Source organism: Methanobacterium sp. (assembly GCA_039666455.1).
GTDB lineage: Archaea > Methanobacteriota > Methanobacteria > Methanobacteriales > Methanobacteriaceae > Methanobacterium_D.
Genome location: JAVSLW010000001.1, coordinates 14,876 through 37,768, shown reverse-complemented (window position 1 = coordinate 37,768; position 22,893 = coordinate 14,876). Strand labels below are relative to the sequence as shown.

23 protein-coding genes are annotated in these 22,893 nt (G+C 34.7%); 13 read left to right on the top strand and 10 right to left on the bottom strand.

What is annotated here, in order from left to right; genetic code table 11:
• Positions 1-75: 75 nt before the first annotated feature.
• The 5 genes from PQ963_00195 to PQ963_00175 all read left to right on the top strand — a co-directional run bounded on the left by PQ963_00195 (position 76) and on the right by PQ963_00175 (position 2,707).
• The gene (locus PQ963_00195; protein ID MEN4028091.1) at positions 76-582 is read left to right on the top strand and encodes a DUF367 family protein; all 507 of its coding nucleotides are present in this window, start codon (positions 76-78) and stop codon (positions 580-582) included.
• 56 nt (positions 583-638) lie between these two features.
• The gene (locus PQ963_00190; GenBank protein ID MEN4028090.1) at positions 639-785 is read left to right on the top strand and encodes a 50S ribosomal protein L40e; all 147 of its coding nucleotides are present in this window, start codon (positions 639-641) and stop codon (positions 783-785) included.
• Between the two features lie 95 nt (positions 786-880).
• Positions 881-1,618 (top strand): geranylgeranylglyceryl/heptaprenylglyceryl phosphate synthase, encoded by a 738-nt coding sequence (locus PQ963_00185; GenBank protein ID MEN4028089.1) that lies wholly within the window; start codon positions 881-883, stop codon positions 1,616-1,618.
• A 164-nt stretch (positions 1,619-1,782) separates the two neighbouring features.
• The gene (locus PQ963_00180; protein MEN4028088.1) at positions 1,783-2,472 is read left to right on the top strand and encodes a DUF169 domain-containing protein; all 690 of its coding nucleotides are present in this window, start codon (positions 1,783-1,785) and stop codon (positions 2,470-2,472) included.
• A gap of 19 nt (positions 2,473-2,491) precedes the next feature.
• Positions 2,492-2,707, top strand: coding sequence for a hypothetical protein (locus tag PQ963_00175; protein MEN4028087.1), 216 nt, complete (start codon positions 2,492-2,494; stop codon positions 2,705-2,707).
• Positions 2,708-2,710: 3 nt separating this feature from the next.
• On the opposite strand, the gene PQ963_00170 is transcribed toward PQ963_00175, so the two are convergent.
• Genes PQ963_00170 through PQ963_00155 form a run of 4 tightly spaced genes read right to left on the bottom strand, consistent with a single transcriptional unit; the run spans position 2,711 to position 8,882 of the window.
• Positions 2,711-3,376, bottom strand: a complete 666-nt coding sequence (locus PQ963_00170) for an NTP transferase domain-containing protein (GenBank protein ID MEN4028086.1) — start codon at positions 3,374-3,376, stop codon at positions 2,711-2,713.
• A gap of 15 nt (positions 3,377-3,391) precedes the next feature.
• Positions 3,392-4,510 carry a hypothetical protein gene (locus tag PQ963_00165; protein MEN4028085.1) on the bottom strand — a complete coding sequence of 373 codons (1,119 nt, stop codon included), beginning with the start codon at positions 4,508-4,510 and terminating at the stop codon, positions 3,392-3,394.
• Between the two features lie 31 nt (positions 4,511-4,541).
• Positions 4,542-6,059 (bottom strand): Mur ligase family protein, encoded by a 1,518-nt coding sequence (locus tag PQ963_00160; GenBank protein MEN4028084.1) that lies wholly within the window; start codon positions 6,057-6,059, stop codon positions 4,542-4,544.
• Positions 6,060-6,077: 18 nt separating this feature from the next.
• Entirely contained in the window at positions 6,078-8,882 is a 2,805-nt protein-coding gene (locus tag PQ963_00155) for a Mur ligase family protein (GenBank protein MEN4028083.1), read from the bottom strand.
• 612 nt (positions 8,883-9,494) lie between these two features.
• Here PQ963_00155 and hypD point away from each other — a divergent pair.
• The 6 genes from hypD (at position 9,495) to PQ963_00125 (ending at position 14,798) form a co-directional block, all read left to right on the top strand.
• Entirely contained in the window at positions 9,495-10,541 is a 1,047-nt protein-coding gene (hypD, locus tag PQ963_00150) for a hydrogenase formation protein HypD (protein ID MEN4028082.1), read from the top strand.
• Positions 10,542-10,587: 46 nt separating this feature from the next.
• Positions 10,588-11,253: a phosphoglycolate phosphatase gene (locus PQ963_00145; protein MEN4028081.1), complete on the top strand. Its 666-nt coding sequence runs from the start codon at positions 10,588-10,590 to the stop codon at positions 11,251-11,253.
• Between the two features lie 72 nt (positions 11,254-11,325).
• Positions 11,326-12,627 carry a TldD/PmbA family protein gene (locus PQ963_00140; GenBank protein ID MEN4028080.1) on the top strand — a complete coding sequence of 434 codons (1,302 nt, stop codon included), beginning with the start codon at positions 11,326-11,328 and terminating at the stop codon, positions 12,625-12,627.
• A gap of 6 nt (positions 12,628-12,633) precedes the next feature.
• The gene (locus PQ963_00135; protein ID MEN4028079.1) at positions 12,634-13,668 is read left to right on the top strand and encodes a radical SAM protein; all 1,035 of its coding nucleotides are present in this window, start codon (positions 12,634-12,636) and stop codon (positions 13,666-13,668) included.
• Between the two features lie 110 nt (positions 13,669-13,778).
• Positions 13,779-14,258: a zinc ribbon domain-containing protein gene (locus PQ963_00130; GenBank protein MEN4028078.1), complete on the top strand. Its 480-nt coding sequence runs from the start codon at positions 13,779-13,781 to the stop codon at positions 14,256-14,258.
• Positions 14,259-14,267: 9 nt separating this feature from the next.
• Positions 14,268-14,798 (top strand): NTPase, encoded by a 531-nt coding sequence (locus tag PQ963_00125; protein ID MEN4028077.1) that lies wholly within the window; start codon positions 14,268-14,270, stop codon positions 14,796-14,798.
• 46 nt (positions 14,799-14,844) lie between these two features.
• On the opposite strand, the gene PQ963_00120 is transcribed toward PQ963_00125, so the two are convergent.
• Complete coding sequence (locus PQ963_00120) at positions 14,845-16,104, bottom strand: methanogenesis marker 16 metalloprotein (protein MEN4028076.1); 1,260 nt, start codon at positions 16,102-16,104, stop codon at positions 14,845-14,847.
• Positions 16,105-16,363: 259 nt separating this feature from the next.
• Here PQ963_00120 and PQ963_00115 point away from each other — a divergent pair, with 259 nt between their 5' ends.
• Together PQ963_00115 and PQ963_00110 are read left to right on the top strand one after the other, a co-directional pair.
• Entirely contained in the window at positions 16,364-17,359 is a 996-nt protein-coding gene (locus PQ963_00115) for an NOG1 family protein (GenBank protein MEN4028075.1), read from the top strand.
• Positions 17,340-17,879, top strand: a complete 540-nt coding sequence (locus PQ963_00110; GenBank protein ID MEN4028074.1) for an Hsp20/alpha crystallin family protein — start codon at positions 17,340-17,342, stop codon at positions 17,877-17,879. The genes PQ963_00115 and PQ963_00110 overlap by 20 nt, the downstream gene beginning before the upstream one ends.
• Before the next feature lie 26 nt (positions 17,880-17,905).
• On the opposite strand, the gene PQ963_00105 is transcribed toward PQ963_00110, so the two are convergent.
• The 5 genes from PQ963_00105 to PQ963_00085 form a co-directional block, all read right to left on the bottom strand.
• Positions 17,906-18,931 (bottom strand): SIS domain-containing protein, encoded by a 1,026-nt coding sequence (locus PQ963_00105; protein ID MEN4028073.1) that lies wholly within the window; start codon positions 18,929-18,931, stop codon positions 17,906-17,908.
• A 31-nt stretch (positions 18,932-18,962) separates the two neighbouring features.
• Positions 18,963-19,997, bottom strand: a complete 1,035-nt coding sequence (locus tag PQ963_00100) for a thiamine-phosphate synthase family protein (GenBank protein ID MEN4028072.1) — start codon at positions 19,995-19,997, stop codon at positions 18,963-18,965.
• Between the two features lie 179 nt (positions 19,998-20,176).
• Positions 20,177-21,805, bottom strand: coding sequence for a serine--tRNA ligase (gene serS / locus PQ963_00095; protein ID MEN4028071.1), 1,629 nt, complete (start codon positions 21,803-21,805; stop codon positions 20,177-20,179).
• The gene (locus PQ963_00090; protein ID MEN4028070.1) at positions 21,802-22,065 is read right to left on the bottom strand and encodes a KEOPS complex subunit Pcc1; all 264 of its coding nucleotides are present in this window, start codon (positions 22,063-22,065) and stop codon (positions 21,802-21,804) included. Before PQ963_00090 ends, serS begins: the two co-directional genes overlap by 4 nt.
• A 2-nt stretch (positions 22,066-22,067) precedes the next feature.
• Entirely contained in the window at positions 22,068-22,841 is a 774-nt protein-coding gene (locus PQ963_00085; GenBank protein ID MEN4028069.1) for an AAA family ATPase, read from the bottom strand.
• Positions 22,842-22,893: the final 52 nt, after the last annotated feature.

The following is a 22,893-nucleotide window of genomic DNA, read 5'->3' as shown; positions in this document are numbered from 1 at the left end:
ATATAATCAGTTGTTGTGACTTATTGTTTTCTTTTAAATAACTAAAAGAAATATTGATTAGAACGTGTTTTAGAAATGAGAATCGTTGTATACCACAAAGAAGAATGTGATCGTAAGAAATGCACCACGGTTAAACTTGGAAAACAGGGAAAAGTTAAAGTAGTTACAAAATTAAATATGGTACCTGCCGGTGCAATTATCCTGGATCCTTATTCACAGAAAGCTTTATCTTGTGAAGATAGAGAGACAATAATGGAAAAAGGACTTGTAGGACTTGATTGTTCGTGGAAAAGGTTAGATAAAGTTCCTTTTAGACTAAAAACAGGAAAAAACAGCAGATCATTACCCTTTTTGATAGCTGCAAATCCAACCAATTATGGAAAACCATGTATACTGTCAACTGCAGAGGCAATTGCAGCAGGTTTTTATATAATTGGGTTTAAAGATATAGCTGTTGACATTATGTCTCCATTCAAATGGGGCCCTCATTTTCTAAAGCTCAATGAAGAGCTCTTAGAAAGCTATTCTAAAGCTAAAAACAGTTTGGAAGTTGTAGAAATTCAAAATAAATACCTGGAATAACTTATATTTTAAACTATCTAAAATTAAATTAAATAATTACATAAGGAGGATAATAAATGGCTAGATTTGAAGAAGCAGAAAACAGAATATTCCATATCAAAATATGCTTAAAATGTAATGCAAGAAACCCCCCAACTGCAAAAACATGCAGAAAATGCGGTTACAAAGGTCTAAGACCAAAAGCTAAAGAGTCAAGAGGATAGATAAATTCCTTTATTTCGATTCGGAGGGTTATCCTCCATTTTTTATTTATACATTGATTTCAATTATTATAATTATTTTTCCATGCCGTGGTAAAATGAAAGTCGAAAACTACATTAAAAATACATTAAAAGACCACAAAATACATTTAACACTTTTAGATCCAGAAAAACAGAGTCCTGAAGAAGCTGTAAGAATAGCAAAAGAAGCCGTATCTGGAGGAACAGACGGAATAATGCTTGGCGGATCAACTACAGAACCTACAGAACTTGATGCAACTGCAAAAGCCCTGCAGGAAAGCGTTGATGTTCCAGTTATTCTTTTTCCAGGAAATATTAGTGGTGTAAGCAGATATGCAGACGCAATTTTTTTTATGAGCCTTTTAAATTCAAGCAATCCCTACTGGATAACTGGTGCCCAGGCTTTAGGCGCTCCCGCAATTAAAAAAATGGGAATTGAAATACTTCCAATGGGCTATCTTGTTGTTGAACCTGGTGGAACAGTTGGATGGGTAGGAGACGCTAAATTGATTCCAAGAAACAAGCCAGATATTGCTGTTGCATATGCAATGGCTGCAGAATGCCTTGGAATGAGGTTGTTATATCTTGAAGCAGGTTCTGGTGCTGATAAACACGTTCCAGAAGCCATGATTACGGCAGTTAAAAAAATGAGCAATATAATTGTAATTGTGGGTGGAGGGATACGTGACGGCAAAACCGCTGCACGTATTGCAAAGGCTGGTGCAGATATTGTGGTGACCGGTACTGTAGTTGAAGACAGTTCTAATGTTAAAAACAAGATTGAAGAACTTGTTGAAGGGGTTAAATCAGGATAATCTTTAATTTTTACTATTTTTACTCTAAATATCTTTCATTTCATCATCAACTTATTTTAGCATTTGAATTCAAAGTAAGCTTTCTTTTGCAAAATCATTTTTTATGAAAAAGAACTGCAATACAGTTAAATAATTTAAAAAATATAATAAAAACGGTGAAAAGCATGGCAGAAGGCACCTGCGAAGTAGAAGGATACGATATGGTATCAAGGGAACTTAAAGAAAAATTAGGCTTGGATAAATCTCCAGTAGCAATAAAATTTGTTTTAAGGGAAGAAAACATTCCAGAAGGAATTGAAAAAATAGATGAAAACATAAGGCACTGTGAAATGGTCCAAAAAGCAGCTCAAGGTGAAATGTTCTATGCAACAGGTGAAGAACAGATGTGTAAAGGTGGGGCTGCCGCTATTGGATTAATAGAGACTCCAGAGAAGATAAAAACAGGTGAATTTTATCAAAGCCTTGGTAGATTCAAAAGTTTAGGATCTGCAAAGCGTACAATGGAAGCAATCCCTAAAATAGACCCCATGATGAAAGCTATCATTTATGCGCCCTTAGAAAACGTTAAATTTGATCCTGATGTGATTATAGTAATTTGTAAGCCTGCCCAGGCAATGAAACTGGCACAAGCTATGGTTTACACCCGTGGAGGCAGATTAGAAGCAAGTTTTTCAGGAATTCAGTCAGTATGTGCTGATGCTGTGGCCGGTCCTTTCGTCAATAACACTGCCAATTTCACCCTTGGGTGCAGCGGCTCAAGACAGTTTGCAGGTATAAAAGAGGATGAAGTAATTGTGGGGATGAATGGCGAAAATATTGGATGCATTGTTACTGCACTCATATCCATGAAATAATCTTTAGGAGTGATTTTATATGGCGCAGAAAAAATTATTTGAAATTTTAGATGAAGTTGGAAGTTTGGAAGATATCATGACCAGATACATTGAAAAAGGCGAGATTGACAATGAATTAGTTGCAAACTGGACATTTGACACGCTGAAACTGGTGGAAGGACTTGGAAAAATCGTTGAACAGATTGAAGATCGTTTAGACCTTCTTGAAGAGGAAACAGAACAGAAAGAATTCTAAACTTCAAAATTTACTTCTTTTTTTTTCAGTTACCTTCAAATAATCATCAAACCGGTTGATGTTTATTAACTCCATATCGTTATGTGGTGGAACTCCATAAAAAATAACTCCATCATCAACCATTTTTCTAAGGATTGGATTCAAATTATCACTGTGTCCAACCATATATTTTTTTAAAAGACCTTTATGGCATGCAAATGGCATTCCAAGGCCTTCTGCTGAATTCAAATATCCCACACGACCTCTTGCAAGAATTGAAACTGTATTTTCAGCTTCTCTTTCAAATAATCCATTAACAAGATTTTTAAGGGTTTCAGTTGATACTGTAGGTTGATCTGCTGCAACACAAAGGCAATAATCATATTTAGCCATTTTAACTCCATTTAAGAGTGATTCAGACAATTCAACGTGAATTTCTGGATTTACAGTTATCCTTACCCTTTCATCATCCAGTTCATCGATCACTTCCCTTATTTCATCGCTGAAATGCCCTAAAACAACTATACATTCATATACGCCTGTATCTAATGTGTTCTGGATTGTTTTTAGCATTATGGGCGTTCCATGGAGTTCAAGGAGGAGTTTATGTTTAATTTCCATGCCACGGGCTTTTAAATCTTGCTGCATCCGTCTGTTTTTTCCTGCTGCTGTTATAATTGCAGATATCATGTAAACTACCCCCCGCTATTGCTGGGGCATGAGTGCTATAACTTTAGCATGTATAGCCATGCCCGGCCCGGATCCTTCTGTCCACATTAAAATTTTTACAGGGTAGTTTCTATTATTTGTTACCTTAATGTTTGTTACGGTATATCCAAATTGTACTGCATATTTATCCCATGTAAGGCCAGTGGGAAGTTCAAATCCTGCTTGAGATACTGCCCCCCTTAATGCTCTTGCTGCAGGGCAAACACCATGAGAAGCCCATCCTCCAGGCGCATTAGGATCTGGAGATCTTCCAAATCCTATAGTATCCTTACTTGATGAAGTGGCATATGGGGGAATTATGGTTCCACTCCATGCTTCTACAAATGCCCGTGCATTATGCTCTCTAATTGCATCATTGTATTCAGGATAAGATCCAAGCGAATCTCTATTATTTCCAATGACCTTTTCAGTTACATTTTGAGCATAGACAAGTACAGGTAATCCTGCAGGATATCTCTTCATATAATTTACAACGTCGTCCCCAAAGAATTTCTGAATATTTTCTGGAGTTATTCTATTCCTTCCATCGTTGAAATTAGTGATTGCATAATCTAAAGTTATACGTTCACCAGTTGCTGCGCTTTTAAACCATCTTTTAATGCTGCCTGCGCTTACGTGAGTGTGGGGTACAGTATCATTACTTATCTGATCGTATGGTACTACTTTAATGGTGTTTTTTCCTTCTTTAATCTCTAAACCATCTTTTGTTTTAACTCCAAATACATAAGGACTTTTATATCCATAAACAAAAGTTCCTGGTGGATTTACAGTCAATTTATTTTCGTTTACAGCAAGAATCCCTGGACCTTCAAAACCATGGGCAATTCCAGATGTTGATATTGTACTTTCTGTAATTCTCTCAATTGGCGTTTTAACTGTTCCAGTTAACAGGGTGTTTATAAGATCACCTGTTTTCATATCATTTACATGATCCATTAAATACTCTGGATTGTAGAGCAATGGGACTTTTCTAATTTTATTATCATCTACAATATCCATCCCAGATACAACTGTATCACCTAAATTTAAAGATGTGATTTCAGTTGGCCCTTGTGGAGGATAATAATCTGCTATAGCATTTCCGAATGGATACATAGCAGCTCCCAGTAAAACAAGTATTAATAAATTAATTTTTGAATTTTTCAAGTATCCCGGTAGAATATTTCATTCCTCCCTCTCCGATTACCAGTATGATATCATCTTTTTTAGCTATAGAAATAGCCTGACTTATGCCTTCTTCCACCTGCTCTTTATTTGCACCTAAAGTTCCTTTTTTTGAACTTTTTTTACTTGAATTCGTGAATATGACTGGAGTATCAAATTTCATTCTCTTTAGTGTAATCCTACTTGCATTTGATGCTGCTATTATAATATCTGCATTTTTCAATATTTTTGCGATTTCCATATCTCCATCAATTCCACTTTCTGAGGAAATGGTGTTAACAACGATCAGTTTTGATTTTTCAGATTTTTCGGGAGCCATTGCTTGAATTATAGCAGTAACACCTGCAGGATTATGAGCATAATCAATTATTACTCTATTTCCAATATCTATTTCCTGAAATCTACCTTTTACTCCCTCAAAACTTTCAATACCTTTTATAATATCTTCAAAATCAACATTCAGTTGCCTTGCTCCGCATGCTGCTGCAAGGGCATTGTAGACATTGTGAATTCCTCTGTTTTTTAATTTAACTTTTGCCTCATTTGAATCCATAACCAGTGTAAACTGGTTGCCTGTGATATCATAAGCTTTTACATGAGGTTCAGGGCGCTTAAATCCACATGAACATTCATAAATACCAAGATGACCCAGGTAATGAAGTTGATACTCAAGATCCATATGGCAGAGAGGACATTTTCTTATTTCAGGATATGCATCGATGTCCATATCTATATGTTCAATTCCATAAAATAAGCTATTATCCAGCTTTTTATCCAATCCAAGGCATGCAATTAGTGGATCATCAGAATTTAAAACTAATAAATCAGCGACTTCTACAATTTCGCTTTCACATTCAATGTAATTTGAAAAATTCCCGGAATTATTTAAATGGTCCTGGGATATGTTGGTCATTACTCCTATATTTACTTTGGAGTTTATTGCAGATTTTTTTATTTCATCAGGCTTACCAGAAGTACCTATCTCTAAAACAGCAGTATCACCATTCAGTCGGGCCTGTAATGGTGGAATTAGTTCATTATTACCCTGAATATTCATTTCATGTTCTGGAACTTTATGTCCTGCCTGCTTTAAAATGTTTTTAAGCATCCAGGTAGTGGTAGTCTTTCCGTTTGTCCCGGTTACTGCCACAACAGGCTTATTAACCTCACAAAATCTTAAAATTTCATCCACACTTATTATATCTGCGTCAGTAGTATTTCTTATTTTTTCCATTAATCTGGAATTTTTAAGCAGGCTGGGGGCCACTGCAATTATATCTGTATTTTTCAATATTTCTTCATCATGCCCCCCAAGGCTGAGTTTTATTCCTTCTTTTTTAAGTGTCTTTATTTGTGGGCTCTGGGTTAGAAGGTCAGAAACTGTCACATCTGCACCATTATCTTTTAAAACCCTTGCCATCAAACTGCCGGCAGTTCCGCAACCACCGATAACCACGATTTTAGATCCATGCACTTTCATAATAATCAGCTCTCTTTTTTAAGTTAGTTTGAGGGGGATCAGCTTTTTAAACATGTCTATACCTTCATATATCTCTGATTTCACATTTTCGTATGCATTTACGACTCCAGGACCTATATGAATTATAGTATCTCCTTTATTTGCAATTTGCAATGCTTTTAAAATTGAATCAGACACTTTAGTGGTCCAGTAAGATTCTAAGTTACTTGCACCTTCAACCACTGTTTTTGCAGTATCGATATCTGTTTCTTCTGTTGTTTCATTTTTCGCACTTGCAATAACTACATCTGCATATTTTCCAAGTATTTCCCATATTTTAAATTTATCACGTACTGTAAAGGTGTCAGGATTATCCACAGATATTATAAGTTTTCCTCCAGGATTTAAACCATCCAGGAGATGTTCCATTGCATCAGGATTGTGAGCAGCGTCCATGAATATGTTAATGTGATTAACAATGTCAATTTTTTCAAATCTGCCACTTACACCTGGAAATTTTTCAATTCTATCTTTAATATTTTCTGGATCAAAACCAAGAACCAGATCCGCAGCAAATGTGGCCATCGCATTTTCTATGTTACATGAACCCGGCACTTTAAGATTTATCCTCATATTCACTGGTCCTGTGTACTTTCTTTCAAAGTTACCGCAGCTACAGCACATTTTACCGCAGTTTTTACAGATTACAGTGGGTATTCTTCCAGTTTTAAGGGTAAATTCAGAACCATACAGTCCCTTAAGTTCCACATTTTCCGCTAAAATATCATAATCAATGTTATGTTTGTGATAGTAGGTTTTACCTCCATTTACTATTTCCCGGGGTTTGTCAAAGCCATAGTAAATTACTTCCTGGTCAAATTTAGGGGTAAGTCTGCTGATAATTGGATCATCACCATTTGCAATTAAAACTCCATTTTTATGGAGTAAATCTTTTATAGCAACGTTTCTTTCCACATATTCTTCATAGCTTTTGAATTCATTCATATGATCTGGTGTCAGGTTGGTTAAAATCCCCAAACAGATTTCAAGCCCGTTAACCATTTGTATCGTATCATGAGGAAGTTCAAAAACAGCAAAATCAGCGCTTCCAGTTCCATTTTCCACAATAAAATCAACCAGACCCTCGATAACCAGAGAGTTCTCCAGGGATGAGAAAAGTAAAGTATTATATTTATCAGTCAGCGTAAAATTCATCATGTTAGTGGTGGTTGTTTTGCCATCTGTTCCAGCAATACCAATCATTGGAATCTTTATGATGGAATTTATCATTCTAGCAATATCTTTTGTGTCTATTTCCTTTATTTCATAGTTTTCTTTACATTCATAAATAAATTGCAGGATTTCAGAATTTTCAGGCATGTTAGGGGAAATAAAAACAACATCTGCCCACATTGCATGCTCGTTCATATGGACCCCGAGTTCTACTGCTATTCCTTTTGTCTTTAACTTTTCAATTTTTTTCTGTGCTTTTTTGGGCAGATCCTCAAATTCATTAATATCTGAAATAATAACATCATTACCTAAATAATTCAAAAAATCTGCTGCAGACCGCCCTATATTTCCAGCACCTATTATCAGCACGTTCTTATCTGTAATCACAATATCGTCTTTTACTAACCATTGTAATGTTTTCTGTATTTTTATCAGTTTTTCCTGGCCATTTCCACCTATAAACACGTTCTCATATTTTTTACTGCATTCAACTGTAAAATCTATGATATCTGTAGTACTTTCCATTATTTTGATAGCTCCCTCATGACCTTCACTTATTAATTTTTCAAGTGCCATATCTGTTGTATTTTCCAACCCCGGAAATAAAACCACTGTTTTTAGATTAGCTCTGGCTACTTCTTTTAGTATTTCAAACCGGCATTTCTCATTTTCTCTTGGCGTGCCAATCATAACTACGTCATAATCTAATTCTTTAAAGACTGCTTCTGCAGCATCTACATTATCTGTTTTACCCACAATAATATTACATCCAGAAATATTTAAATTTGCAGACCTTCCTTTAACACCTTTAAATTCTTCTAACGCTTTGTTAATTACATGTTGTGGTATTTTTAAAAATTGCGCTGCTTTTTCTGCTGCTGCTGCATTCTGCAGATTGAATTTCCCAAATAAACTAAGATTAGCTTTAACATTTCTAAAAAAGATCGTTTTTGAGGGATATTCTTTAATTTGGGCTAAAATCTCATCTTCACCATTTAATATTGCTGTTTTACCTTTTAAAAACCTGGATAAAGAATTTTTGTAATTTTCAAGAGAATTATGATAATTCATATGGTCGTGACCCACGTTTGTTACAACTATAAGATCAAAATCAAATGCATATGAACAAAAGTCAAGGGTCATATCGCAAACTTCTACTATCAAAACATCGTATTTTTTGTTTGAACTTTCAAGTATAAGGTTTGTATATCCTTCAAATCCTCCACCAGCGTTTCCACCAGCAAGGACATTTAAACCAGCCTTCTCAAGTATTTCTTTAATCATGTAACAGGTTGTTGTTTTACCGTTTGTTCCAGTTACTCCTATTGTAAAAACAGATTTATGACATGCTAAAATATCAGATAAAGCTTTTTTACTGGATCTAACATTTTTCCCGATTTCACTGTTCCATAAACTTGGGCTTACAACGACTGCGTCTGCAGAATCAATTTTATCAAAATCATGGTAACCAAGATCAACTTCTAAAGCGCTGTTATAGTTTAAATCCAGATTTTTTCGCATATCCGAAGCATAAACTTTATATCCATAATTAATAAGGGATTTTACAGCATTTTTACCTTCTATTCCCAATCCGACCACTGCAATTTTCATATTACCTACCAGTATATCACAAAGGTTGCTGTGATTAATTATAATAAATGCTTTTAAAATAGATTTACATTAAAGATATTTAACTGTAACGCTTGAATTCACCTAAACTCCATCAATTTGTAGTGATCTAAAGTATATAAAAGATTATGCATTTTTATTACATATCAAAGCATGTATTTATTTTACTGATTTTTTTGCCATTAATTACTTTGAAAGTCCCACAGCATTATTAAATTATTATTGTCTTTAATAATAATAAATTTTTTTATAGTATTACAATTTTGCTGATCCGGGAGGTCAAAGGAACATCAATTCATTAGAACTACATATTTCAATACTTATAAATCTATTTAAAATCTAAAATGAAATATTATGAAACTAAAATTTTTTGCACTTTTTATTTTTTGATTTTGAATTGTAGATAGACCCTACAGAATAATTTATAACAACATATCTACAATATAATTAATTGATAAAATGAATAAATAATCAAATTTAACCCCATAAACTAAAAAATTATTTTAAATACAATATAGAAATTTTAAGCCCTTAAATTAACAATAAAAGCATTAACAAGTATTACAATGAAATAAATCACAATAAGGTGTTGGTATGAAAAATTTATCCAGAGAGATAGTAGAACGGATTGAAAACATTAAAAGACCAGTTAAAATCATGCATGTGTGTGGATCTCACGAACATACCATAATGCAACATGGAATAAGATCATTAATCCCAGAGGAAGTGGAAGTGGTTGCAGGCCCTGGCTGCCCTGTTTGCTGCGTTCCATCCATAGAAATAGATGAATGTCTATATCTTGCAAGAGAAGGTGTTACCATTACAACTTTTGGAGATATGTTAAGAGTTCCAGGAACAACAGGAACACTTCAAGATGCAAAAGCTGATGGAGCAGATGTGAGAATAGTCTACGGAGTCAACAATGCCACAGAAATAGCAAAAAAGACAGATAATGAAGTTGTTTTTATGGCAGCGGGTTTTGAAACCACAGCACCAACCACCGCCGCTGAAATATCGGCAGGTCCTCCAGAAAACTTATCATTTTTATCATGTCATAGATTAATTCCCCCAGCACTGAAATTTTTAATTGAATCTGGTGAAGTAAATTTAAATGCACTTATAGAACCTGGACATGTTTCAACAATTATAGGAACGCGACCTTATGAAGAATTTTCAAAAAAATATGGGATCCCTCAAGTTGTGGCAGGTTTTAACCCATTTGATGTGCTGCTTGCAATTTACATGGTATTAAAACAGTTTGACAGAAAAGCAGAAGTTCAAAATGAATACAAGCGGGTAGTAAAGGAAGAAGGTAATATAAAAGCACAGGAACTCATGGATGAGGTTTTTTATATTAAAGACAAAGAATGGAGAGGTTTTCCTGAAATTCCAAATTCTGCCTATGAAATAAGAGATGAATTTTCAGATGCTAATGCCCGGGAAAGATTCGATATTAAAGTAAAACAGGGAGAAAAAGTTCCAACAGGCTGTATATGTGGTCCAATCTTACGGGGAGTGGCAAGGCCAGAAGAATGCGCACTGTTTAAAACCAGGTGCAATCCTACAAATCCAATAGGCGCCTGCATGGTAAGTAAAGAAGGTACATGTAATATTGCCTTTAGATATGGTTCCAGTTTCTAATTCCTTCCAAATTTCACATTTTTAAGTATTTTGGAGAAATATATTAATGAAAGCAATTGCTCTTGACATAGACGGTACCATAACCGACAAAAATAGAAAGATATGTGTAAATGCAATTAATGCCATTAGATGTGCAGAAGATAGAGGTTATCCCGTCATTTTAGTAACTGGAAATATACTTTGTGTGGCAAGGACTGTGGCAATAATGTTAGGTACGTCTGGTGGAATTGTTGGAGAAAACGGTGGAGTTATACAAACACGTAAAAGAACTCAAATAATTGGAAACATCGAAAAGTGCAGACCTGCCTATGAATTTCTAAAATCAAAGTATCCTGTAGAAAAAGTAGAATTTTCAGATCAAAGGATTTCTGAAATTGCCATACGAAGAACAATTGATGTAAATACTGTAAAAGAAGCTGTGAGGGACTTTGATGTTGAAGTCTATGATACTAAATTTGCAATTCACCTTACAGATCCAGAAGTTAACAAGGGAAAATCCCTGAAAATCGTTGCAAATGACATAGGAACCACACCTGATGAGATAATGGCTATTGGAGATAGTGAAAACGATCTGGAGTTCCTTGAGGTTGCAGGGTTTAAAGTAGCTGTTTCAAACGCTGATGAAGAACTAAAAGAAAATACAGACTATGTAACCCGAAAACCATACGGTGATGGAACTGCAGAAGCAATAGAAAAATTTATTTTAAATTAGATGGAGGTTATCAAAATTCAGAATGAATTTTGGAACCCCAAATTTTTGTTAAAAAATTTGGAGGCTTTAAATTTGATAGATCTTGCAGAAGATGCATTGAACTTTGCTTTAAAAAATTCTGATCATGTCGAAGTTTATGTAGAAAAGGAAAAAAGTATAGGTGTTGATGTTCAAAATAATGAAGTAAAATTTGCAAAAGAAGATTTTACATGTGGAATAGGAATAAGAGTAATTTTAGACACTAAAATGGGATTTTCATACACCACAAATATTGATAAAATTAAAGAGATGATAGAAAATGCAATTTTTAATGCAAAATCTAATATTGCAGATAATTACTTCGATTTTGCAGAGGAAACCAGATACAGCCCAGTTAAAGGACTTTATGATAAAAAAATTGAATCCATGGCTATTGAAGACTCCATTGAATTTGCAAAAACAATGATAAACATGGTGGAGGATGAAAAATGCGAACCTACTTCTGGAGGATTTTCTGCAGGATGCTATGAAAGTCTTATCTTAAATTCAAAGGGAGTAAACTGTAAAGAAAAATCATCTTCATTTTCAGGATTCATAGCTGTTAATGCAGAATCAAATGGAGTAATATCCACAGCTTATGAAGGAGATTCGTCAAGATCCTTCGATATTAACCCGGAATGGATTGCATTTAATGCCAGTGACATTGCCAAAAAATCCTTAAACGGAAAAGCAGTTGAAACAAAGGACATCGATGTTGTACTGGATCAAAGAGCTGGAGCAGGACTTCTGGGGACATTTGTAAACGCTGTAAACGCCGATAACGTCCAGAGAGGAAGGTCTATTTATGCAAATGAAACTGGTAACAAAGTAGTTTCAAGTGCACTAAGTATTTACGATGATGGAACATATGAAGGTGGTTTAAACGCTTCAAGAGGCGACGGTGAAGGTGCTCCCTCACAAAAAACCACTATTATTGAAAATGGAGTGCTTAAAAATTTTATTTATGATATATACACCGCTAAAAAGGGAAATGCAGAAAGTACCGGTAACGGGATGCGTGCTTCATTTGCAGATATGCCTGCAGTTGGTTTAAGCAACGTTATAATCCAGTTCAGTGATATGATAGATATTTCAGATATTAATGAGGGAATGATTGTTACAGATGTTTTAGGGGCACATACAGCCAACCCAATTTCAGGTGATTTTTCAGTTGAAGTAAATAACGCCTTTAAAATAGAAAATGGGGAAATAAGTGAGCCTGTTAAAAAAGCAATGCTATCTGGAAATATATTTAACGTCATGAAAACAGCGTCTGGAATTTCAGGAAAAACCCGTCAAATAGGACCTTTCGTTATTCCAAGAATTTTAGCATCTTCTTTAAGAGTTATTGGATAAATTCACATGCGAAGAATTACTGAAAATAGCACAATAAAAGAAGAACTTTCCACTTACTTTGAGATCATGCTGAATAAAAGACCTTCAAGGTCAAATGCTGCCATGGGGATTGAAGCGTGCAAAAACTATATCAATTCTCTTTGGGAAGAACATGAATCTTTAAGGGTAGATTTTAACGATAAGTACTCTAAATTTGCTTTTAATGACCTTAAAAAGCCTGATTTTTCTTACCTTGATTTAAAAATTAAAATTGCAGAAAATATTTTTGAAAACTGTTATTTTTGTGAAAGAAGATGTTATGTAAATAGAAATACAGATACTGGCTTTTGTGGAGTTTTAAATTCTAAAATTGCCTCTGAATTCCTGCATATTGGTGAAGAAGCCCCACTTGTACCCAGTCACACCATATTTTTTACAGGCTGCAATTTTAGATGTGTTTACTGTCAAAACTTTGACATAAGTCAATTTCCAGGGTCTGGAATAGAAATAAGTGAAGAAAATCTGGCAAAAATTATTGATAGACGGAGAATGGAAGGTTCAAGGAACGTGAACTTTGTAGGTGGAGATCCAACCCCCAATCTACTTTATATTTTAAAAACAATGCGATTAACCCGTGAAAATATTCCTGTTATCTGGAACAGCAATTTTTACATGAGTGAAGATGCCATGAAACTTTTAGACAGCTTTGTTGACCTTTATCTAAGTGATTTTAAATATGGGCCTTCAAATTGTGCACAGAGACTTTCAAGAGTGCCTAATTATTGGGATATCATAACAAGAAATCATTTGATGGCAAAAAAAGCAGGAGATATGATTATAAGACATCTGGTGTTACCTAACCATGTTGAATGCTGTTCCAAACCTATTTTAAAATGGATATCTGAAAATTTAGGAAATGAAACTGTTGTAAACATTATGGGGCAATACCGGCCAGTTTACAGGGCAAATGAATTTCCTGAAATAATGCGTTATCCCGGTCGTGGAGAAATAGAGGAAACCATAAATTATGCAAAAAGTATAGGTTTAATAAATTTAATATAAAAAACATGAAATCTTTCATTTCCTCCAAATTTCAATAAACACATTTAGTTAGTAATAAAAATATCAGGATTCTATTAAAAAGACAGGGACAATAAATTTCTTAACCAAAAATGATTGATATGATCTGCGATAATTGCGGGGTAAACATTGATGAGGGGGAGAAATACTGCCCTAACTGTGGAATGGAACTTTTAATTCCAAAAACAGTGAAAAATAAGTATTACGAAGATTTAAAGTCAATTTACTCTGATAATTCTAATTTCAGCAAGCCTGCAAAGAGGTATAATAATGATTCAAGATCATTTAGTTTTGATAACTCCCAGACAGTTGAAAAGCCTATAAAACAAAGATATATGAAATATTCAAACCCAGAGAGCCCTGATTATTCTAAGTATTATGATGAAGAGGAATATGAAGAATCTGAATATCATCAACAAGATTATTATGAAGAGGATTATAAGGAAAAATCAGGGTCAGGAATAGGAAATATAGTCCTTTTATTATTTATAGCATTAATTCTTGGATTTATTGCAGGACTATTGATGTTTGGTTCGCAATCTATTCCTCAAATACCAGGATTTAATGTTTAAACACTTATTGTGATTGATTTGAATATTTTAATAACTGGAAGGCCAGGCGTGGGTAAAACCACTGTCCTTAAAAGGATCAAGAATTCCCTTGAAGAAGAGGGATACCATATAGGTGGAATTATCTGTCCAGAAATTAAAGAAGGGGGAATTAGAGTTGGATTTAGTATTATCGATCTTGCAAACAAAAGAAAGGGAATATTATCTCATATTAAATGTAAAGGACCTAAAGTTGGCAAATATAAGGTTAATCTAAAAGATTTAAATGAAATAGGGGTTCCCGCCATTGAAAACGCCTTAAAAAGATCTGATTATGTAATGGTAGATGAAATAGCACCTATGGAATTACACAGCAAAGAATTCCAGAAAGCAGTTGAAAAAGCATTTGATGATGAAAAACCTGTTTTAGCCGTAATACATAGAAAATCAACACATCCATTTATCTCAGGGATAAAAATCAGGGACGATCTGCTTGAATTTGAAGTTACTCTTGAAAATAGAGATTTATTACATAAAGAGATTTTAAATATCTTAGAAAAATAAAAAACACATATAAACTGTGTTCTCTATTAAAAGTTTATTTTATTTACTAATAGCATTTTGAAATTGAAAATTCTCCCTTAAGAATCCTATTTTTAAGCTCAATGGCTAATTCTCGTGCCCTTTTAATATCAGACTGTCTGCATATTACAGGTACATCCATAAGCTTATCATCGGCCTTAAACTGGATTTTTCCACGTTTCATTTGGAATGCACCGTAAGGACAGGAATAAGCACACATTCCACAGCCAAAACACCTATTTGTATTGAAATTATCGCCAAAAGCTCCAGTTGGGCATCTTTCACGCACTATACATACTTTACAGTCCATACAATTTTCTGGAATGTATACTGGTCTTTCATCCACATTTTCCCAGACTTCAGCATAATTTGTAGTTCCTAAAGGCATATGTCTTCCCCTGATATCGGCAATAGGAAGTGGAATATCCTTATTTATGACATATGTATCTTTAAGTATCTTATCATTCAAAACAGGGATTGCAGCAGCCACACTGTTAAAAACTTCTGGTCCAGCAGCAGTTTTAAACCCCCCGAGGAAATGAGGATCCATATCATACATATCTGCTGAAATCATTAAATTCGGCTTTTCTGGAGTGCTTCTTGTACCATTTCCAATTATTATTCCCTCTGAACCACACATGAGCACTTTAGTTCCGGTTTTTATAGTATTCATCACCGGATCATTTTGTAATGGATTTAATTCGCCGCACCCTGAAAATGAAAGTCCTCTGTAAGGCCCTTCCATTTCTATTGCATGAAATATCGATGCAACAGATTCACCAGTAGGATTTACAAATGCTGTATAATTTTTAAATGCTAAGCGGGTTCCAATCATTCTTGCCGTACCAAAATCATCTATATTGACTGTTGATTTTATTTTTTCCCCATGTGTGGATTCAACTTCAATTTCTATATCCTTTCCAGATACAATATCTTTAAATAAGAACCCACCACCGTAATCTTCGTCATAAACGCTGCGGGATGTTCCATAAACGATTAAATCAACTGAACCAAGCCATTCATTTGGACATGGACCTGGAAACCCTGGTACACCATTCAGGAGTACACTTTTAGCTTTTTTAAATGATCCTGGTTCGTCTGCTTTTACATGGAATATTGCAGCTGTTCCAGACATTATTCCACATGTTCCTGTGGTTATAATATCTATATCCTCTGCTTTTAGCTCCTTTCCATTCTTAACAAGGCCGCTGACTTCTTCTGCAGTAAGTACCGTTGCCTCCCCTCTTTTGATTTTTCGATTTATCTCTTCAATAGAGCGAATATTCAAATAATTCCCCCAATTATTGTCTTTTAAAGTTATAACTACCGTTATATAAAATGATTTCTACAAAGCCAAAATTTCTAAATTTTTAATAGATTAAAATTTCAAAAATGGATAAATACTTCTTTTAATTAATACAATAGTATGTAATGAAATAATATTCATGTCTTAAAGATGATTCACGTCAAAAAGGCAAATAAATTTGATTTTATTGTATTTTCATGATTTACTTCATTAGTAATACTATAAAGGACAGGCGATTTAAATGTTTATACCAACAGTACCAACTCCTGATGAAATACTGGATAAAAGCTTCAGCAGGGCAAAAAAGGCAGCAAATAAAGTGAGAACTTCAAAAATTCCTCGCTATCAAAAGGCGAAAAAAACAGAAGAGGCCAGGATAAAAACAGCTTTCCAGGTTGCACGAGATACTCTAAATAACTTGCTTGACAAAACACCGCAGGTTGAACGCATGCACATGTTTTATCAAGACTATATTGATGTTATGGTGGGTGTAGATCAACTTAAAAAGTCTCTTGGAGCTTTAAATTGGGCAGCAGGATTAATGACAAAATTGGAGAACGAATTTGTTTTTAAATTGAGGCGTTCAAGACCAGAAAATGCAGCCAATATCAGGAAAGCAGCATTCGGTAGAATATCATCTGTAATGCACCAGATAGAGGACGAACTTAACTTTTTAGATTTTGTAAAAGGAAAGCTTAGAAATATGCCCACAATTGATTTTGAAGCGTTTACAATAGTTATTGCAGGATTTCCAAACGTTGGAAAATCCACACTCCTCAGGCAAATTACACCTGCAGAACCTAAAGTAGCAGACTATCCCTTCACAACCCATGGAATCCAGATAGGTCATTTTGAGAAAAAATGGAAAAAATACCAGATAATCGATACACCTGGACTTCTGGATAGGCCTGTAAGAGATATGAATAACATCGAACTTCGTGCAATGGTTGCGCTTGAACACCTTGCAGACATAATTTTATACATTTTTGATGCATCAGAAACATCTGGTTACCCACTTGACGCTCAAATGCGCCTTTTAGAAGAAATAGAACATATTTTTGATACTCCTATAATCAGTGTTTTTAACAAAATGGATTTGGTAGAAAATAATAAGTATTTAAAAAAATATAGTAGTAAACTGGGTGAACCTGTAATGATTTCAGCTTCAAAAGGTTCTGGTGTAGAATTAATAATCAGGAAACTGGAGGAATTTAATAATGGAGAAAAAAGAAATTAAGACAAAAAAAGAATTAGAGATGGAAAAAGGTGGAGAAAAGGAAGCAAAAGAAGTTCCAATTGAAACAGAAGCTTCAAGCGTGGAAAAGAGATTAGAAAAAGGTAGAACCACCGCTCAAAAAATATTTGAAGATATGATAAGCACTTTTCGTGAAAAACAGAGAGAATTTGAAAAAGCAATGTCAGAATACGGAGTACCAACAGCCAAACCTGCAATGGATGTTATAGAAACCGATAATGATATAATAGTGAAAACAGATCTTCCTGGTGTTAAAAAAGAAGACATTGTTGTTGATTTAACTGAAGATTCCCTGGAAGTAATGGCCAAATTTGAAGAAGAATCCGTAGTTGAAGACGAAAATTTCATCAAAAAAGAGAGAAAATACGGTGAAGCTAAAAGAGCCGTTAGTTTACCAGAACAGATTAAAATTGAAGAAGCCAGTGCTAAATTCGCTGATGGTGTTTTAACAGTTACTATACCTAAAGAAGAGAAGAAAAGACATCATTTAAAACTTGAATAGTCTTTAAAATAGAGTTTGAAAGGTAATTAATACCTTACCTTTCCAATATGTCTTGTAGCACCTGGATCTTCGCCATTAAAGTGTGCAAGATAATAAATAAACCATTCAAGTGGAACAACAAGTGCAAAAGGAGACATTAAATTATTCATATCAGAATAATCCTTCATGTTATAAATAATTGATTTAACACCTATTTTTTCCCCAAATTCAATGGATTTTTTGGTAATTTCATCTCCAGGATAATCTGCATCTAAAAATACTATGGGAACATCTTTTTCTGCCCTTTCAATTAAACCGTGCCTGAATTCACCTGAATACAGTGGACAGGAATGTTTTAAAGCGCCTTCCATGAACATGGTCATGGCCAGCTTGTAGGCAAGCCCATAATTTGGCCCGCTTCCCATGCAGTAAAATATGTCATAATCCTTGAATTTTTCTGCAAGTTCTCTGTTTTCATTTTCGGTTTTTTTAATTAACCCTTCTGTAATTACTGGAAGTCTTTCTATATCACTTAAAACTTCTTTTTTAATGTTTTTAGTGTGACCTTCATCTTCGGGGCCTTGTATATTGAACAAAATAGTATAAAGACTCATAAGCTGAGTCATATAAGTTTTGGTTCCAAGAATAGCGCTTTCTAATCCTCCTCTTGTAACAACTGCATCAGCAGCTTCATGAACCATTGTAGATTGCCCTTCGTTGGTAATTGCTACTGTGTAAACATTTTTTTCCCGGGCATACTTTAGGGCAGCAACCGTATCTGCTGTTTCTCCAGATTGGGATGTTAAAATAGCTCCAGCATTATCATATACAAGTTTTTTGTTGTAGAAAAACTCGTAACCAGTGTAAACTTCTAAATTTCTATCAGAAATAAAATCAATGGCGCTTTTGGCAGAATAACATGTTGAAAGTGAACTGCCGCAGCCTAAAAGATAAATTTTTTCAAACTCTTCAAATTTCTCTGCAATTTCCCTCATGTGAGATTTTTCTTCCTTTAAAGTATATTTCAACGCTTTGGGCTGTTCTAAAATTTCTTTATACATCTTATATTTCATTATTTTCCCCCAAAATTTTAGGTGAGCGTTTTTAATTTAGAATTTCAATTTTATCCATGTATTTAGATTTAGTTTTATCTAAATTTTCTCTAATAATTCGAGTATTTGCTGTCGTTCCCATAAATCCGGATTCAAACTTAAATCTGGGTACAAGGTGTACATGGATATGAGATATGCGCTGTCCTGCAACTTCTCCAAGATTTATCCCTATATTTATCCCATCAGGTTTTATAACTTCTTTTATGAGCTTTGTAGCTTTTTGAACAGTTTTAAATAAGTTATTAAGAGTTTCTGTATCTATATCTTCAAAAACAGTGTAATGTTTTACTGGAACAGCTAAAATATGCCCCCTATTAAAGGGAGAAATATTTAATATCACCATTGTATTTCCATCATTGTGCAGAACATTTCTTGAAACGTCTCCACCACCTTTCGCCATTTCACAGAATACACATGACACTTCAGGTCTTGAATAACTTACTTTTTTAGAGGGCGGCGTAAATATTACGTTATATCCTTCCATACTGTTATAAAGTTTTGCAATACACACCGTCATTTTTGCAACATCAACAGCGGTTTCACCAATTAATGAAATGGAAGGTTCCTTTCCCCAGGCCCCTCTGTGATATATAACATCTGGAACATTTCCAAGTTTTTTAATAGCAGTTTCGACCCCCCAGGGGATGGTACCTCCTTCAACTTCCTGAACAGTTTCTGGTTCGTCTTTTCTATCATAAAATGAGATTTTAAGACCTAATTTTCTGCAGATTTCTATTATTTTACTGTTATAGATGAGATTCATGGCGCTTCTCTTTGAAGGGTCGTGTTTCATTATGCTTAAAACCAGACGGGCCATGTGTGATGATGCCCCAAATTCAGGCTTCATAAATGCTTTTGCTTTGCCGTGAACAGTTGTAATTCTTCCAGGAATCCCTGCTACATCTGTTACATCCACTGCGTGTTCTCTTGCCATTACAATATTACTCCTTACTTCTGGAATAAATTCAGCAAATTCTTCTGATTTCTGTAGAATTTCAATGGCTTTTTCTATATTTTCTATTTCCATGACTATTAGATATGTATTAATTGTAATATAAGGATTAGGATTAAAATGATAACATTTACTATCCTCTGGGCTGTATGGTTTAAAATTTTTTCAAATATCGATCAGATCTTTGACCAGGATATAATGAGGAGAAAGAAACAAAAAAAGCTGCAGGGAATAATTAAATTAAAAATAGGAATTTAAGGCCATGTAAGTAATTTTGGCACTTTAACACTCTTAAATCTTTCTTTAACATCTTCTGGCCAGTTATCCTGGTTAAAACCCTTCTGTGCAAGGAATCCAAAAACCAAACGGGTTATACCAACACCGGTGCATCCTGTCCATATTCTGTGGTTATGAGTCTCTTTTACAGAAAAACCCTCTACAAAATGGGTTCCATGAATATTTGCAGAAACTATAGCAACACCTTTCTTTTCTCCAGGTACTACAAGTCTCATTTCCTTTTTAGGAATGTCTGGAAACTCAATTCCTCTATCTTCAACTTTTCTACCTTCAAGATAAAAAGGGTCATCACCAACTTCAGTATACCATTCAAGTTCCAGCCAATCAGCAATTTTATGGGAGATATCAATGGTCTGATCTCTTAATTTTTCAGTCTGTTTTGGTGTTCCAAGCCATACAAGTTCTATTCGCTGGAATTCATGGACCCTGTCCAGTCCTTTTGCTCCTCCAGCTTCCCAACGGTATGTCCAACCACTTCTATCAAAGAATTTTATGGGAAGGTCTTTTTCATCAACCACCTGGTGACTTAAAAATTCATAAAACGGTTCGCACTGTGCTGGCGCCAGTACATAGGAAGGGTCCTTTAAACCTTCCTTTAAAAGGTCAATTGGGACTTCACGTTTAATTACAAGCTCATCACGGAATTTATTAAATATTTCAGGGTCCCTTCGTGGTGCAGAGCAGTAATACATCCCTTCAGGAAGCCCTTCCAGGTATTTCATCCTGTCCATTAACGGAATGGGGATGAGTTTTGGGAAAAGACATTCTTCAAAATCCATACTGTAAACAAGCTTTTCTAACACTATTTCTTCTATTGCACGCTGCAGTGCTACAAGTGGAGGTGCATAAAACCACTGCCCTCTTCCAGAGAATTTTTTAACCCATCCAAGTTTTGCTGCTTCTTCTGTGGGGTCACCTTCAAAGAAAAATTTCTGTTTCTGGCTACTGTATATTACAGTACCTGGTTCTATCTTGGTAACCTGCCTTGTAAGGATGTCTGATGGTTGAGTAACTTCTTCAAGAGTTGGCTCTTCCCCTGGTTCTGACATTGATTCTTTTATAACTTTTAAAACCCTATCAACAACATGTTTTCTAAGTTCTGATTCATCTAACTCTTCAAATTTTATTATTAGTTTATTTTCCACAATGGAAGAATCTAAAACATAAGGCATATCCATTATTTTATCAACAACTGTAGCCCCTAAATCTATTTCTCCTACCTTAATTATTCCTGTGGCTTCATCTACTTCAGGCGCTTTTTTGAGGGGTATTATGATTTCATATTTTATGGCGCTTATTTTCCGCACACCCAGGCGGTATTTTTTACCTAAAAGCTGAGTAAGTGGTTTTTTTATTCTTAAAATCGCATCGTGGGCTCTTCCACGTCTCCCTGATTTTATTTCAATTTCAAGGATGTCTCCTTTTAAATTCCAGTCAACTATTTTTGATGCATCCTGCTTCTGGTCTTCTGGAACTCCCTTTAGAAATATTTCCTTATTTGCTTCACCTATAAACTTTTTAATATCTTTTTCTGCCTTACTGGCATCTTTACTGAAAGTAATTTCTCCTTTAAGAGTGAATTTCATTTTTTCACCTTCTTTAAATAAAAATCATTCTTATTAACTGCAAAATCCATGATCTCCTCAGCCATCATTTCACAAAATATAATGTCATCTATTGTTGCAAGCATTGTTCTAAGTGTATTCAACTTTAAATCACAGATAAGGCTATTATTTTCAACATAAGCCTTTACAAAATCCATATTATCTGGCTTAAGTGAATTTAGAGCAATTCGAGCTTCTTCTTCTGTCCCATAAACAAATGTAATTTTTGATTCAATTTCCATGTTCATCTTAAAATTTTTTGTGCAATTTTTTCAATTGATTTAAATGCCACAGAATCTGGATAATCAACAAGAGGTTTTCCTTCCATATCGGCCACAATCACTGTTTCATCCCGTGGAATGCTCCCAATAACTTCAAGACCCATTTCTTTAAGTTTTGAAGTCACGAAATTTTCTTCAGTTTCACCTGAAACTTTATTTATCACACATGCAATTCGGGATATTCCAATGTCTGATGCCAGTCTTTTAATTCGCTCTGCGGTTTCAAGAGATTTAAGTCCAGGTTCAACCACTATGATCATTAAATCAACAGCCTCTGCGGTTTTCCTTCCAAGATGCTCTACTCCTGCTTCCATATCTAAAATAACAACTTCGTCTTTTTTAAGGATTAAGTTACGCATAAGTGCTTTAAGAAGCACAGAAGCAGGACAAATGCATCCTTCACCACCCTTATCAATGGTACCCATTACAAGGATTTTTAAATTACCTGTTTCATCATAATTTATGGATAGAGATTCAGGCAGATCACTTATCTTAGGATTCACTTTAAAAACTCCTCCAAAGGCTGCTCCCGATTCTGCACCGGTTCTTTCCTTTATCAAGTCTTTCATCTTTGATATGGGGGTGATTGGTCCGGTTATACCCAGGCTTGATGCAAGGTTCATGTCCGGGTCTGCATCAATAGCGAATACTTTATAACGCTTCGACAATATACATGCTAATGTACCAGAAAGGGTTGTTTTACCGACTCCTCCTTTTCCAGTTATTGCGATTTTCATGATTTTCACCTGTTTAGAGTTGACATAGAGAAATGGTAGTATACTATTTCTA